Origin of the sequence: Streptomyces sp. NPDC051452 (assembly GCF_044454765.1) — a bacterium.
Classification (GTDB): domain Bacteria; phylum Actinomycetota; class Actinomycetes; order Streptomycetales; family Streptomycetaceae; genus Streptomyces.
Map to the genome: position 1 here is coordinate 78,943 of NZ_JBITEB010000012.1, position 13,702 is coordinate 92,644.

Here is a 13,702-nt window from a genome sequence, read left to right on the forward strand (position 1 = left end):
ACCCGGCGGTGGCGCCGTCGAATCCCGTATCCGTTGGAGAAAGAATTCCCGTGAGCCCGACCAATCGCACCGTGGTCGTCACCGGTATCGGCGCAACCACACCGCTGGGTGGCGACGCAGTTTCCACTTGGGAAGGCCTGATCGCCGGCAAGTCCGGCGTCAAGCCCCTGGAGCAGGAGTGGGCGGCCGAGCAGGCCGTCCGCATCGCGGCCCCGATCGCCGTCGAGCCGATCGAGGTCATCCCGCGTCCGCAGGCCCGCAGGCTGGACCGCTCCGCGCAGTTCGCCCTGATCGCGGCTCAGGAGGCCTGGAAGGACGCGGGCTTCACCGCCAAGGCCGGTGACGACGCGGCCGTCGACCCCGACCGGCTGGGCGCTGTCATCGCCTCCGGCATCGGTGGCGTCACGACGCTGCTGGACCAGTACGACGTGCTCAAGGAGAAGGGCGTCCGCCGCGTCTCCCCGCACACCGTCCCCATGCTCATGCCGAACGGCCCCTCGGCCAACGTGGGTCTGCTCGTGGGCGCCCGGGCGGGCGTGCACACGCCGGTCTCCGCGTGCGCCTCGGGCGCCGAGGCCATCGGCTACGCCATCGAGATGATCCGCACCGGCCGCGCCGACGTCGTCGTCGCCGGCGGTACCGAGGCGGCCATCCACCCGCTGCCGATCGCCGCGTTCGGCAACATGATGGCGATGTCCAAGAACAACGAGGACCCGCAGGGCGCGTCGCGTCCCTACGACCTCGCCCGCGACGGTTTCGTCCTCGGCGAGGGTGCCGGTGTGATCGTCCTGGAGTCCGCCGAGCACGCCGCCAAGCGCGGGGCCCGGGTCTACGCGGAGGCCGTCGGGCAGGGCATCTCCGCCGACGGGCACGACATCGTGCAGCCGGAGCCCGAGGGCCGCGGCATCTCGCACGCGCTGCAGAACCTGCTGGACAACACCGGTCTGAACCCGGCCGAGATCGTCCACGTCAACGCGCACGCCACCTCGACGCCGGCCGGTGACATCGCCGAGCTGAAGGCGCTGCGGAAGGTGCTGGGCGACGACGCGGACCACATCGCGGTGTCCGCGACCAAGTCGATGACCGGGCATCTGCTCGGCGGCGCGGGCGGTGTGGAGTCCGTGGCGACCGTGCTCGCGCTGTACCACCGGGTGGCGCCGCCGACCATCAACGTCGAGAACATCGACCCCGAGGCCGAGGCGAACGCGGACGTGGTCCGCGACGAGGCGCGGAAGCTGCCGGTCGAGGGCCGGATCGCCGCGCTGAACGACTCGTTCGGCTTCGGCGGGCACAACGTGGTGCTGGCGTTCAGGTCCGTCTGAGCCCCTGACGTCCGACGGCCCGGTCTCCCGTGAGGGAGACCGGGCCGTCGTCGTTGCCGGTGGGGCCGGCGTGGCGCCCGCGGGGTCGCTCAGACCACCTGGTGCAGCCAGCGCACCGGGGCGCCCTCGCCCGCGTAGCGGAACGGCTCCAGTTCGTCGTCCCAGGGCTTGCCGAGGAGCTTGGCGATCTCCGCCTCCAGGTCCGTCTCGCCGCGCTGAGAGCGCGTCAGGGCCGCCCGCAGCCGGTCCTCGGGGATGAGGATGTCGCCGTGCATGCCGGTGACGGCGTGGAAGATGCCGAGGTCGGGAGTGCAGCTGTAGCGCTCGCCCTCGGCCGTCGGGCAGGGTTCGGCGGTCACCTCGAAGCGCAGCAGGTGCCAGCCGCGCAGCGCCGAGGCGAGTTTGGAGGCGGTACCGGCCTCGCCCTGCCAGGAGAACTCCGAACGCCACGTGCCGGGGGCCGCGGGCTGCCGGATCCAGTCGAGGCCGACGCGTGTGCCGAGCACCCCGGCGACGGCCCACTCGACGTGCGGGCACAGCGCGCGCGGCGCGGAGTGCACGTACAGAACTCCACGTGTCGTCACCGGAACCTCCGGGCAGAGCGGGACATCTTGCGGACTGGCTGGGCGGCAGTGGCACGACGGCCGCGTTGATGGCGAGGCTACCCTGCGGCGAGGCAAGGAGTGTGACGTACCGTCGGTCCCGGTGCCAGGAAACCGCCGCCATTCACCCAGGGGGACGCTTGTACGGGGGTGCGCCGTTCCGGCGGGCCCGGCCGGGAACCCTCGCGCGTTGTTATGGGAGGAAGCACCGAGGAACACCCAGGAAGCAGCGAGTCACGACGAGGGGATCACCAGGGGATGCGGAAGCGAAGCAGTCGTACACGGACGGCCCTCGCCGTCGTGGCGGCCGCCGTGCTGGGCCTCGCCGGCTGCGACGCGGGGGGCGGGGGCGCGGCGCCCGAGGGTGGCCGGGCGCGGGCCGCGAGACCCGCCCCGGTGTGGGACCGCAGCCCGGAGTCGATCGCCGCGGTCGGGGACTCCATCACCCGTGGCTTCGACGCGTGCACGGTGCTCTCGGACTGCCCGGAGGTGTCGTGGGCGACGGGCAGTGACGCCAAGGTGGACAGCCTCGCGGTGCGGTTGCTGGGAGTGACCGGGGCGGCCGAGCGCAGCTGGAACTACGCCGAGACCGGGGCCCGGATGGCCGACCTGCCCGAGCAGATGGCCCGGGCCGCCGTCCGGGCGCCGGAGTTGGTGACGGTGATGGTCGGGGCCAACGACGCCTGCCGGCGTTCGGCGGCGGCGATGACCTCCGTGGCCGACTTCCGCGCGGACTTCGAGGAGGCGCTGAGCACGCTGCGTTCGGCCTTGCCCAAGACCCAGGTGTACGTGTCGAGCGTGCCGAACCTCAAGCGGCTGTGGTCCGAGGGCCGCACGAACCCGCTGGGCAAGGAGGTGTGGAGGCTGGGCATCTGCCCGTCGATGCTGGCCGACGCGGACGACCTGACCCCTGCGGCGGTCCTGCGCCGGGACCGGGTGCAGCAGCGGGTGGTGGAGTACAACCAGGTGCTGAAGGAGGTCTGCGCCAAGGAGCGCCGCTGCCGTTTCGACGGCAACGCGGTCTACGACTACGACTTCGGCACCGACCAGCTCAGCCACTGGGACTGGTTCCACCCGAGCAGGGACGGCCAGGCGCGGCTCGCCTCGATCGCCTACCGGACGATCACCGCGCCGGGGTCCCTCCGGTAGCGGCACTCGCCTAGGGTTTTCCACATGAGCGAACTTTTCGGCACACTTTCCGACGGCACCGAGGTGCGTCGCTGGACGCTGGAGCGCGCGGGGACCCGGGTGGAGATCCTGACGTACGGCGGGATCGTGCGCTCGGTCGAGGTCCCGGACCGGGAGGGGCGCCGGGCGAACGTGGTGCTGGGGTTCGCCGGCCTCGACGGCTATCTCGCGCATCCGGAGCCGTACTTCGGCGCCCTGGTCGGCCGGTACGCCAACCGGATCGGCGGCGCTCGCTTCCCGCTGGGGGACCAGGTGTACGCGCTGGAGCCGAACGACGGGCCCAACTCGCTGCACGGCGGGGTCCGCGGTTTCGACAAGCGGGTGTGGGCCGCGGAGCCGGTGGCGCACGGGGTGCGGCTGAGCCGGGTGAGCCCGCACGGCGAGGAGGGCTTCCCGGGCCGGCTCCGGGTGTCGGCGACGTACACCCTGGACGCGTCGGGTGCGCTGCGGATCTCCTACGAGGCGGTGACGGACGCGCCGACGGTGGTCAACCTCACCAACCACAGCTACTTCAACCTGGCCGGGCACGACGCGGGCGACGCCGGCGGGCACGAGTTGCGGCTGGCCGCGTCCCACTACACCCCGGTCGACGCGGACCTGATCCCGACCGGGTCACCGGCGCAGGTGTCCGGCTCCCGCTTCGACTTCCGCACGGCCCGTGCGGTCGGCCCCGGCTACGACCACAACTTCGTGCTGGACAAGGGGGTCACCGACACCCCGCAGCAGGTGGCCGAGGTGCGGGAGCCGGTGTCCGGGCGGACGCTGACGGTGGCGACGACCGAGCCGGGCCTCCAGCTCTACACCGGCGACCATCTCTCGGCGCCCTTCGCTCCCGGCGACGGCATCGCCCTGGAGACCCAGCACTTCCCGGACTCCCCCAACCGGCCGCGCTTTCCCAGTACGGTGCTGCGGCCGGGCGAGGTGTACCGCTCGCAGACGGTGTACGGCTTCGGCGTCGACCACTGACGACGCGCCGCCCACCTCAGCGCGGGTCGTCCGAGAGCACCGGGTCGAGGATCTTGCGGCGCAGGCCCTGTCCGGCGCAGGTGCGCGGACGGGTCCCGGGGGCGGCTCGCGCCCCGGAACACCGTGAGCCCCGGTCCGGGGGTCAGGTCCCGGACCGGGGCTGCTCAGGTGGAGACTTGTCCCGGATCAGACGTTAATCGGCGCGGCCGGCCCGCGGCCGGTGATCGAGCGTCCGGCGGTGATCTCGTACGAACCCTTCACAAACGCCCACGCCTTCGCCGTCTCGTCCCAGACCCCTGCTTCCTGCGGCTGCCGGGCGGGCCGAGGGGCGCCGGTCACTGGTCCCAGGCGACGGCGAGACCCTTGCTCGACAGGCACACCGCGACGAAGGCGAGCGCCCACCCGTACGCCCCGGCCGCGCACAGCGCCACGGCTCCCGCGCCGAACCAGAGGACCTCGAAGGCGACCCGCGACGCCCCCCGCGCCCGGAACCGGGCCCGCGGCGATCCGCACAGCGCCCACAGCCCCGCGAGGACGGCCGGGGCGAGCACGCCGAGCAGCCAGTCGACCGCGGTGCCCCGGGTGAGCCCCCAGTAGGCGGCGGCCGCGAGGGCCGCGAGTTCGACGAGGAACAGGACGCCGAGGTTCGCGGTCTTCGCTGCCTTCACAGGCCGCAGTATCACCCGCCGACCGGGACCGCCGCCATGGTCTCGGCCGATCCGGTCGGCGCGAGCGGCCCGCACCATGGCGCCGGTCACCCGGCGCGGGCGATACTGCCGCCGTCCACCGCACCACGCGCCCCACCGCGACGGAGAGGACCCCAACTCCCTTGATAGGCACACGTGCCGGCCTCGGCGGTCTCGCCCTGGCCCTGTTGACCGCCCTGTCCGCTCCCGCCACCCCGGCCACCGCCGCGGCGGTGGGGGCACCCGCCCCCACCGTCGAGGAGCAGCGGCTCGACGGCGCCGTCCCGCAGGAGATCCTGCGCCGCTCCGGATTCGACGCCGTGACACCCCGGTTCAGCCGCGCACTGGGCCACGCGCACTCCTACGCGCAGGCCCGCCGCGTCGTCCTGCGGGAGGGATCCGCGCTGTGGCGGCGGGCCGTGGACCGTGCGCAGGGCAGGGGCCCGGCGGGCGGCGACCTCAGCCGGGACGACGACCGGCCGCTGTACTGGGCGCGGTTGGAGCTGACGCGTGAAGTGCGCACCTGGACACCGGCGTTCGGCCTCGACGACCGGCAACGGGCCGCTCTGCTGGACGGTGTGGAGCGGACCTCGCGCGGTCAGACCGACATCCGCTACCCGGGGAAGGGACAGCCGAGGCGGGTCCTGCTCACCGGGTTCGACCCGTTCACCCTCGACCGGGACATCCGCATCTCCAACCCGTCCGGGGCCAGCGCGCTCGCGCTCGACGGCACGGTGATCCGGACGGCCCGGGGCCCGGCGCGCGTCGAGACCGCGGTGTTCCCGGTGCGCTGGCGGGACTTCACCGAGGGCACGGTGGAGCGGGCGCTGCGACCGTATCTGCCGGCGGTGGACCTGTTCACGACCGTGAGTCAGGGCCGCGTCGGACGGTTCGACGTCGAGCGCACCAACGGCGCCTGGCGCGGCGGTTTCCCGGACAACGACAACGTCTCGCGGACGGAGACCGTCCCGGTCGAGGATCCCTCGACCGGGCCGCAGTGGACGACGACGACGCTGCCGTACGCCGCCATCGTGGCCGCGCGCACCGGGCGCTTCCCGGTCTACGACCACACCGAGGTGACCGAGATCCCGGCCGGGGGCACCGGTCCCGTCGTACGGCCGGACGGTCCGACCCCCGGTTCGACGGCCCGTGCCGGGGGCGGCGGCGACTACCTCTCCAACGAGATCGCCTACCGCGCCACGCTGCTGCGCGACCGCCTCGGTCTGCACGACACGCTGCCGGGCGGCCATGTGCACACGCCCGTCCTGGGGTTCGGCGCCGGCAACACCGATCCGGCGACCGGCACGGTGAGCGACCCGGAGTTCGTGCGCGACCGGCTGGACATCATCGACCAGGTGCGGTCGATCGTGGCGGTGGCCGTCGGCGCGGCCGTCGGGAGATGACGGACGGCAGCGGCGGACCGGGGCCGGTCAGGGGGTGACGCCCTCCCGGTGGGCCCGTCCGTCGGCGCCGGGGGCGGATTCGTCGTCGGCGTTCTCCTCGCCCAGCAGGTCGCGGGCGAGGAGCGTGGCGCCCGCGACCGCGCCCGGCATCAGGAACACCGCGACGAACGGCACCAGGAACGCCAGGCCCAGCGGCGTGCCGAAGCCCCAGACCAGGGTCTTGCGGGCGCGCAGCAGGGCGAGCCGGGAGCGCAGGTCCACGCCCCGGCGCTGCAAGGCCACGGCGGCCAGTTCCTCGGTGAGGAAGAAGCCGGTGACGAGGAAGCCCAGCACGGGGACGACGGTCTGCCCGACGAACGGCAGGAAGCCGAGGGCGAAGAGCAGCACCCCCCACAGCGCGGCCCGGACCAGGATCCGGGCGCTGTCGCGGGCCGAGATCCACAGCTCGCGCCAGAGCGGCAGCCCGGACTGCGGGACGGTGCCGTCGGGCGAGACGTCGGCGTCGACCCGCTCCGAGAGGTTCTCGTAGAAGGGCTGGCCTATCAGCAGGGTGACGGCGGTGAAGGTGAGGACCGCCAGCAGCAGCGCGAGGGCGAACAGGACGGCCGTCAGGAAGCCGCGGAACAGGCCCTGCCAGGGACTGGACCAGTGGTCGGCGAACGGGGTCGCCCAGCCGACCGCGTCCTCGCCCCACACGGCGAGCGCGACCAGCGTCGCCGCGTAGAGGACCAGCGTGATCAGGCCGGGCAGCAGGCCGAAGCCGTAGCTGCGGCCGTGCCGGGCCACCCAGCGCTGGCCCTTCACCAGATAACCGAACCCCACCCCGAGATCGCGCATGGCGGGAACCTTACCCAAAGCCGCCGCTCAGCCGTCCAGCATGCGGCGCAGCAGGTCGCGCAGGGAGCCTCGCTCGTCGGCGGAGAGGCCGGCGAGGGGTTCGCGGGCGAAGTGCAGCCCCTCGCGCAGGTCCCGGGCGACCCGCAGGCCCTCCTCGGTGGCGGCGGCGACCTTCACCCGGCGGTCGGCCGGGTCGGGGCGGCGCTCCACCAGGCCGCGGGACTCCAGGCGGTCCACTATCCCGGTGACGTTCGAGGGCTCGCACTTGAGCTTCTGGGCCAGCTTGCGCATGGGCAGCGGCTCCAGCGAGAGCAGGCTGAGGAGCCGGGCCTGCGGGCCGGTCAGCGTGTGCTCGCCCGCCGCCTTCTCGTAGTCCGCGTAGAAGCGGGCCACGACGTCACCGATCAGCTCGACGACCTCCATGGTGAGGGGGTCGGCGGGGTGTGGCTTGGATGGGGTGGACATGCCCTCCAGGATACCCGGTTACTTGACATCCTGAAATATTCAGGTGCAGGGTTGTTTCAGGTTCTGAAACATTTGAGGAAGGTCCCGCATCATGACCGAGTCCCCCGCACTTCCCGCCGTAAGCCGTGAGTGGCATCTGCTCAGCCGTCCGGTCGGCTGGCCGAAGCCCGAAGACTTCGCCCTGGTCGAGGCGCCCGTCCCGACCCCGGGCGAGGGCCAGATCCTGGTCCGGAACACCTACCTCTCGGTGGACCCGTACATGCGCGGGCGCATGTCGGCCGCGAAGTCGTACGCCGCCCCGTTCGAGCTGGGCAAGGTCATGCAGGGCGGAGCGGTCGGCGAGGTCGTCGCCTCGAACGCCGAGGGCATCGCGGTCGGCGACCACGTCCTGCACTTCTTCGGCTGGCGCGAGTACGCGGCCATGGACGCCAAGCACGCGGTCAAGGTCGACCCGAAGGCCGCGCCGGAGTCCACGTACCTCGGCGTCCTCGGCATGACCGGCCTGACCGCCTACGCCGGCCTGCTGCGCACCGCCTCCTTCAAGGAGGGCGACGTCGTCTTCGTCTCCGGCGCGGCCGGTGCCGTGGGCAGCCAGGTCGGGCAGCTGGCCAAGCTCAAGGGTGCCTCCCGGGTCATCGGCTCGGCCGGCTCCGACGAGAAGGTCAAGCTGCTGGTGGACGAGTACGGCTTCGACGCCGCGTTCAACTACAAGAACGGCGCGGTGAGCGAGCAGCTGCGGGAGGCCGCGCCCGACGGTGTCGACGTCTACTTCGACAACGTCGGCGGCGACCACCTGGAGGCGGCCATCGGCTCGCTGAACCAGGGCGGCCGGATCGCCGTCTGCGGCATGATCTCCGTCTACAACAACACCGAGCCCGCCCCCGGCCCGAGGAACCTCGCCCGGCTGATCCAGACCCGCGGCCGCATCGAGGGCTTCCTGGTCGGCGACCACTACGACCTCCAGCCCCAGTTCGTCCAGGAAGTCGGCCCCTGGGTCGCCTCGGGCGCGCTGAAGTACCGCGAGACGGTCGTCGAGGGCATCGAGAACAACCTGGAGGCGTTCCTCGGGGTCCTGCGCGGTGACAACACCGGCAAGATGATCGTCAAGCTCTGACACCCACTCCCCCTGGCCCGGGCTTTCCGGCATGCGGTAGCTTCTTTCCGAAATCCGTCGTCGATCGTGGGCGCGAGTCGCGGCGGACCGAGGAGGAAGACAACCGCATGCCCATTCAGCAGTCCGACGTCCTGTACACGGCAGTCGCCACCGCCGAGAGCGGCCGGGACGGGCGCGTCGCCACCGACGACGGCAAGCTCGACGTCGTCGTGAACCCGCCGAAGGAGATGGGCGGCAGCGGCGCCGGCACCAACCCGGAGCAGTTGTTCGCCGCCGGGTACAGCGCCTGCTTCCACGGCGCGCTCGCCGTGGTCGCCCGCCAGGAGGGCGCCGACCTCTCCGGCTCGACCGTCACCGCCAAGGTCGGCATCGGCAAGAACGACGACGGTTTCGGTCTCATCGTGGAGATCTCTGCGGACATCCCCAACGCCGACGAGAGCACCGCGCGGGCCCTGGTCGAGAAGGCGCACCAGGTGTGCCCCTACTCGAAGGCGACACGCGGGAACATCACCGTGACGCTGGCCTGACGGCACTCGTTGCAGTCAGCGGAGGCCGCACCCCTGGACGTGGGGTGCGGCCTCTCCTTCTGCGGCCGCTCCTTTCACGGCCGCTCCTCCTACGGCCGCCCCTCGCGGGAGCGGTCCTCGTGCGGGGCGGGCGCTCGTGCGGGGCGCTTGTGCGGCCGGCCGCGCCGCTCAGCGCGCGGACAGCGCCGCCCGGTGTACCGCCGCCACCAGCCGGTCGTTCTCCGGTGCCGCGCCGCCCGGGAAGGCGAAACGCCGGCGCGTGTAGCCGTAGGCGAGTCCGGCGCGGGGATCGGCGAAGGACTGGACGCCGTTCGCGCCGCTGTGGCCGATCGTGCCGGCGCCGAGGAAGGGATGCCAGGTGTCGGCGGTCGCCTGGAAGCCGAGACCGAAGGACCTGTGGAGGCGGGTCACCAGGTCGTGGCCCACGGAGTGGATCTGCCCGAACTCGGCGACCGTGTCCTCCTTGAGCAGCGGCGCCTTGCCGTCCATCTCGCTGATGGCCGCCGCGTACATCCCGGCGAGGCCGCGCGCCGACGCCACCCCGCCCACCGACGCCGGTCCCACGGCCCGGATCAGCCGCTGGTTCGCCAGGTCCTCCAGGTCGGTCGGCTCCGCGCCGTGCCGGTTGAAGGCGATCGCGGCGAGGGTGTGCGGGCCGGTCGGCTGCCCGTCGAGGAGGGCCTGCTGCGCGGCGGTCGGCAGCATCGGCTGGGCGGAACGGAACCCGGACTCCCGGTCGGCCGGCAGGCCCAGGTGGAAGTCGAGGCCGTAGGGTGCCCGGATCCGCTCCTGGTACAGCTCCTGCACGGTCCGGCCGGTCGCCCGCCGGATCACCTCGCCGGACAGCGCGCCGATGACCAGGGCGTGACAGCCGAAGGCCGTCCCCGGCCGCCAGAACGGCCGCTGATCGGCCAGGCGTTCGGCGATCGCACGATCGTCGGCCAGCTCCGCGAGGGTGAAGCCGCCGTCGGTGCCGATCAGCCCCGCGCGGTGCGACAGCAGTTCCCGCAGGGTCAGCGCGCCCTTGCCCTCGGCGGCGAACTCCGGCCAGTAGTAGGTGACTTTCCGGTCCAGCTCCAGTGTGCCGTCCTGCACGAGCAGCGCGGCGACCAGATGGGCCGCGCCCTTCGTGGCCGCGTACACGCCGTAGAGGGAGTCGCCCGTCACCCCCTCGCCCGCCCACAGGTCCACGACCCGGCGGCCGTGGACGTAGACGCACAACTGGCCCTCGTAGTCGTCCCGTTCCCCGGTGACGACGGCGGCGAACTCCTCGCGCACCGCCTCGAATCCGTCGGCGACCGTGCCGTGGACGGTGATTTCCCGCGTCATCCGCTCTCCTCAACCGAACCGCTGCTCGCTGTCCCCCTCGGTGCGACAGCCTCCCCCGCTCCGGGTGTTCTCGAGACCGGTACGGCGAGACGTGCCTGTTCGACTCAACCGCCCATGAGGCTCATGGGTGTCACCGATGCCCCGGATGGCGCAAGAAAGGGCGGGGAAGCGAGGGGGAAGGGCGGGGAAGGACGGGAAAGGAGAGGGGAAGGGCGGCTACCGACGCGCCGGGGCGCGGCTCAGGTGCACCACCACAGGAAGCGGTCACAGGTCTTGCTGGGCGTCGGCTGCGGGGCCGGCGCGGAGGTCGGCGCGGTCGCGGTCGGGGTGGCGGTGGGCTCCGTGGACGCCGGGCCGGCGGGTGCGGTGGCCGTGGTGCCGGTGCCCGCGGTGGCCGACTGCCCGACCGCGCCGCTGTCCTCGGCCGACGGGGACGAGGAGTCCTCGCCCTTGTTGTCGTCCTTGTTCTTGTCCTTGCCCTTGTCCTTGTCCTTCGGGGAGCCGGAGGCGGACGCGGAGCCGGAGGCGTCCGGGGAGGCCTTTGCGCCGGACGGGCCGCCGGCGGTGTCGCCGATCGGGCCGGCCGTGCGGTCCGATGCCGCCGGGGACGCGCCGCCGTCCACCGAGGCATCCCCCGACGCGGCGGGCGCGTCACCGGAGAAGGGCGAGAAGGGGGCGTCCTTGCCCAGTTCGGCGAGGCTGAGCCCGCCCGCGGCCAGCACGAACCCCACCGCGACCAGCAGGGTCCGGCGACGGCGGCGACGGTGTGCGGCGGCTTTCCGGTCCCGCCGGCCGGTGTCGGCCTCGGCGGGGCTCACCGCGGCGGCACCGCGCGCCTTGCGCCGGGCGGCCCGCCCACCGTCCTCGGGTGAACGCCGCGCCCCCGATCCGGAATCCGGCTCGGGTTCGGGCTCGGGTTCGGGCTCCGGTTCCCAGCCCAGCTCCGGCTCATACGTCAGCCCTGGATCCGGCATCGGCATCGGCTCCGGATCGGGCGAAGGCCGCTGGTGCGTACCGCTGAACTCCCCTCCCGCGTACGCGACCGATGCCGGGGCGGGCATGCCGAGACGCTGGGCCGGTGCACCGCACCCGGGGCAGGTCAGGGCGCCGTTGAGGTGCCGTCGGCACGGGGGGCAGTAGTCCATGACGCGGGAAGACTAAGGTCAACGGCGGTCACGTTCCTAGGCACCCCTGTGAAGGTTTGGTGGGGGAGCCGGGTAATTCGGCACAGGGACGGCTGATTGAACGCCTCTGCCACCCCTTCCGTATCCAAGAGCGGCCCGTGCTCCCCCGCGCGGGCCACCCGAACGGAGGTCACCTTGGCCGGCAACGTCACCTCGTTGTTCCGCGGCACCGCCGCGCACAGCCCGTCGATGGCGGCGCTGACGCGGGAGGGCGGCGACGGGACCGGCCCGGTGGACTTCTGCATCCCCTGCAACCCGTACTTCCCCACTCCGGCCATGTTCGACGCGATGGCGGCCCGGCTGCGCGAGATCGTCACGTACTACCCGAGCAGCGCCGAGACCATCACGGCCGAGCTGTGCGGCCTGCTGGGGCTGCCGCCGCAGTGTGTGGCGATGGGCAACGGCTCCACGGAGCTGATCACCTGGCTCGACCACCTCCTGGTCCGCGAGTCCCTGGCGATCCCGGTGCCCACCTTCGGGCGCTGGACCGACCAGCCGATGGAGACCGGCAAGCGGGTCGACATGTTCCCGCTGCAGGAGGCGAACGGCTTCGCCCTGGACCTGGCCCGGTACGGCGAGTTCATCCGCGCCCGGGGCACCCGTGTGGCCGTGGTCTGCAACCCGAACAACCCCGACGGGGGCTATCTGCGCAAGCAGTCGCTGGTGCAGTTCATGGACGCCATGGCCGATCTGGATCTGGTGGTCGTCGACGAGTCCTTCCTGGAGTTCGCCGACGCGGAGGCCGACCCGAGCGTCGTCCAAGAGGCGATGCTCCGCCCGAACGTGGTGGTCCTGCGCAGCCTGGGCAAGAACTTCGGCCTGCACGGCATACGGTTCGGCTATCTGGTCGCCAACCCGGCGCTGGCGGGCAGGGTCCGCGCGATGCTGCCCAAGTGGAACCTCAACTCCCTCGCCGAGCACGTGGTGTTCATGCTGAGGGAGCACGGCGCCGAGTACGCGGGCAGTCTGCGGCAGGTCCGCCGGGACCGGCTGGAGATGGCCAGCCATCTCTCGGCGCTGCCCGGGCTCACGGTCTACCCCTCGCAGGGCAACTTCCTCTTCGTCCGTCTTCCCGTGGGGGCCGAGGGCACGGTGGTGCGGGACCGGATGCTCACCGAGCACCGGATCCTGGTCCGCGAGTGCGGCAACAAGATCGGTTCCTCCAGTCGCTTCCTGAGACTCGTGGTGCGCCCCCAGGTCGACGTGCGTCGCCTGGTGTCGGGCCTGGAGCAGGTGCTCTACGGGTCCGGGAGGGGAGCCGCCGTACCCGAGCCGGGCACCGGGACCAGCTACAGCTCGGGTACGGCGGCGGTCGACCGGCTGGTGAGCGAGACCAACGGGGCCGGCCTGCGAGGGCTCGCCGCCCAGGCCGTCGCCGCGGCCCCCGCTCCGGCCGAGGGCACCGGCATGCCGCTCCCCGCCGCCGTACAACCCGCCGCCGTACAGCCCGGCCTCACGCCGCCCGGCTCCGTGCCGCCCGGCTCCGTGCGGCCCGACGCCGGAATACCCATGCCGATGCCGATACCGGCGCCAACTCCGACTCCGACTCCGATGCCGGTACCCGCGGCAGCGGCGGCCCCGATGGCGACACCGCCCCCGCAGCTCCCGCCGATGCGCATGCCCGCACCGCCCCGACAGCCCACGCCGGCACCGTTCCCCACACCGGTACCGCCGGGCGCCCCGGCACCGCCGTCCATGCCGGCACCGGCACCGGTGCCGGCCCGGCAGCCGATGGCGCCCGCAGCCGGACCGGCGCCGTATCCCGCCGCGGCGCCGTATCCCGGACCGACGCCGTACTCCGTCCCGCCGAGCACGCCCGCCGCCATGCCGCCCACGCCGGTACCGGTCCCCACACCGGTACCGGCGCCCGCCGCCGTCGCGCCCACGCCGCCCGGTGTCCCGGCGCGGGGGGGACTCACCGCGGCTCAGGTCCGGGGCATGACGGCCCCGGCACCGGCCACCGGCCTGACCCCGGCCCCGGCGACGGGCTGGCCCGACGCCCAGAGCTGGCCGAACGCGGCGGGGATGGGCCAGACGGGCTGACCTGGGCGCCCCGGGCCGGGCACGGCGAGGCCCCGC

At 73.0% G+C, this 13,702-nt stretch carries 13 protein-coding genes; 7 read left to right on the forward strand and 6 right to left on the reverse strand.

Annotated features, from left to right (window positions below):
- The first annotated feature begins 50 nt into the window (after nucleotides 1-50).
- Nucleotides 51-1,322, forward strand: a complete 1,272-nt coding sequence (locus tag ACIBA9_RS25880; RefSeq protein WP_362157027.1) for a beta-ketoacyl-[acyl-carrier-protein] synthase family protein — start codon at nucleotides 51-53, stop codon at nucleotides 1,320-1,322.
- Nucleotides 1,323-1,411: 89 nt separating this feature from the next.
- On the opposite strand, the gene ACIBA9_RS25885 is transcribed toward ACIBA9_RS25880, so the two are convergent.
- On the reverse strand, nucleotides 1,412-1,906 hold the full coding sequence (locus tag ACIBA9_RS25885) for a DUF3145 domain-containing protein (RefSeq protein WP_399366563.1): 495 nt from the start codon (nucleotides 1,904-1,906) through the stop codon (nucleotides 1,412-1,414).
- A gap of 276 nt (nucleotides 1,907-2,182) precedes the next feature.
- Between ACIBA9_RS25885 and ACIBA9_RS25890 the strand changes: the two genes are divergently transcribed.
- Nucleotides 2,183-3,073 carry an SGNH/GDSL hydrolase family protein gene (locus ACIBA9_RS25890; protein ID WP_399366565.1) on the forward strand — a complete coding sequence of 297 codons (891 nt, stop codon included), beginning with the start codon at nucleotides 2,183-2,185 and terminating at the stop codon, nucleotides 3,071-3,073.
- A 24-nt stretch (nucleotides 3,074-3,097) separates the two neighbouring features.
- Nucleotides 3,098-4,078, forward strand: coding sequence for an aldose epimerase family protein (locus ACIBA9_RS25895; RefSeq protein WP_399366567.1), 981 nt, complete (start codon nucleotides 3,098-3,100; stop codon nucleotides 4,076-4,078).
- Between the two features lie 335 nt (nucleotides 4,079-4,413).
- Here ACIBA9_RS25895 and ACIBA9_RS25900 read toward each other — a convergent pair whose 3' ends face one another.
- Nucleotides 4,414-4,746, reverse strand: coding sequence for a YrdB family protein (locus ACIBA9_RS25900; RefSeq protein WP_399366569.1), 333 nt, complete (start codon nucleotides 4,744-4,746; stop codon nucleotides 4,414-4,416).
- 161 nt (nucleotides 4,747-4,907) lie between these two features.
- Here ACIBA9_RS25900 and ACIBA9_RS25905 point away from each other — a divergent pair, with 161 nt between their 5' ends.
- A complete protein-coding gene (locus ACIBA9_RS25905) occupies nucleotides 4,908-6,167 on the forward strand; it encodes a pyroglutamyl peptidase (protein ID WP_399366571.1) in 1,260 nt (419 codons plus the stop codon).
- A gap of 27 nt (nucleotides 6,168-6,194) precedes the next feature.
- On the opposite strand, the gene ACIBA9_RS25910 is transcribed toward ACIBA9_RS25905, so the two are convergent.
- Both ACIBA9_RS25910 and ACIBA9_RS25915 read right to left on the reverse strand, forming a co-directional pair.
- On the reverse strand, nucleotides 6,195-7,004 hold the full coding sequence (locus ACIBA9_RS25910; RefSeq protein ID WP_399366573.1) for an EI24 domain-containing protein: 810 nt from the start codon (nucleotides 7,002-7,004) through the stop codon (nucleotides 6,195-6,197).
- A 27-nt stretch (nucleotides 7,005-7,031) separates the two neighbouring features.
- On the reverse strand, nucleotides 7,032-7,469 hold the full coding sequence (locus ACIBA9_RS25915; RefSeq protein ID WP_362157008.1) for a MarR family transcriptional regulator: 438 nt from the start codon (nucleotides 7,467-7,469) through the stop codon (nucleotides 7,032-7,034).
- A 91-nt stretch (nucleotides 7,470-7,560) separates the two neighbouring features.
- Here ACIBA9_RS25915 and ACIBA9_RS25920 point away from each other — a divergent pair, with 91 nt between their 5' ends.
- Nucleotides 7,561-8,583, forward strand: coding sequence for an NADP-dependent oxidoreductase (locus tag ACIBA9_RS25920; RefSeq protein ID WP_399366575.1), 1,023 nt, complete (start codon nucleotides 7,561-7,563; stop codon nucleotides 8,581-8,583).
- Between the two features lie 107 nt (nucleotides 8,584-8,690).
- On the forward strand, nucleotides 8,691-9,110 hold the full coding sequence (locus ACIBA9_RS25925) for an organic hydroperoxide resistance protein (protein ID WP_399366577.1): 420 nt from the start codon (nucleotides 8,691-8,693) through the stop codon (nucleotides 9,108-9,110).
- Nucleotides 9,111-9,278: 168 nt separating this feature from the next.
- On the opposite strand, the gene ACIBA9_RS25930 is transcribed toward ACIBA9_RS25925, so the two are convergent.
- Together ACIBA9_RS25930 and ACIBA9_RS25935 are read right to left on the reverse strand one after the other, a co-directional pair.
- The gene (locus ACIBA9_RS25930; protein ID WP_399366579.1) at nucleotides 9,279-10,439 is read right to left on the reverse strand and encodes a serine hydrolase domain-containing protein; all 1,161 of its coding nucleotides are present in this window, start codon (nucleotides 10,437-10,439) and stop codon (nucleotides 9,279-9,281) included.
- Nucleotides 10,440-10,678: 239 nt separating this feature from the next.
- Nucleotides 10,679-11,500: a hypothetical protein gene (locus ACIBA9_RS25935; RefSeq protein ID WP_399366581.1), complete on the reverse strand. Its 822-nt coding sequence runs from the start codon at nucleotides 11,498-11,500 to the stop codon at nucleotides 10,679-10,681.
- A gap of 258 nt (nucleotides 11,501-11,758) precedes the next feature.
- Here ACIBA9_RS25935 and ACIBA9_RS25940 point away from each other — a divergent pair, with 258 nt between their 5' ends.
- The gene (locus tag ACIBA9_RS25940; protein ID WP_399366583.1) at nucleotides 11,759-13,666 is read left to right on the forward strand and encodes a pyridoxal phosphate-dependent aminotransferase; all 1,908 of its coding nucleotides are present in this window, start codon (nucleotides 11,759-11,761) and stop codon (nucleotides 13,664-13,666) included.
- Nucleotides 13,667-13,702 lie beyond the last annotated feature (36 nt).

What these genes read in the sequence shown, in the direction of transcription:
- ACIBA9_RS25895 (WP_399366567.1), top strand. Translation starts at nt 3,098, where the DNA reads ATGAGCGAACTTTTCGGCACACTTTCCGACGGCACCGAGGTGCGTCGC.
- ACIBA9_RS25935 (WP_399366581.1), bottom strand. Translation starts at nt 11,500, where the DNA reads ATGCCCGCCCCGGCATCGGTCGCGTACGCGGGAGGGGAGTTCAGCGGT.
- ACIBA9_RS25920 (WP_399366575.1), top strand. Translation starts at nt 7,561, where the DNA reads ATGACCGAGTCCCCCGCACTTCCCGCCGTAAGCCGTGAGTGGCATCTG.
- ACIBA9_RS25930 (WP_399366579.1), bottom strand. Translation starts at nt 10,439, where the DNA reads ATGACGCGGGAAATCACCGTCCACGGCACGGTCGCCGACGGATTCGAG.
- ACIBA9_RS25915 (WP_362157008.1), bottom strand. Translation starts at nt 7,469, where the DNA reads ATGTCCACCCCATCCAAGCCACACCCCGCCGACCCCCTCACCATGGAG.
- ACIBA9_RS25925 (WP_399366577.1), top strand. Translation starts at nt 8,691, where the DNA reads ATGCCCATTCAGCAGTCCGACGTCCTGTACACGGCAGTCGCCACCGCC.
- ACIBA9_RS25910 (WP_399366573.1), bottom strand. Translation starts at nt 7,004, where the DNA reads ATGCGCGATCTCGGGGTGGGGTTCGGTTATCTGGTGAAGGGCCAGCGC.
- ACIBA9_RS25890 (WP_399366565.1), top strand. Translation starts at nt 2,183, where the DNA reads ATGCGGAAGCGAAGCAGTCGTACACGGACGGCCCTCGCCGTCGTGGCG.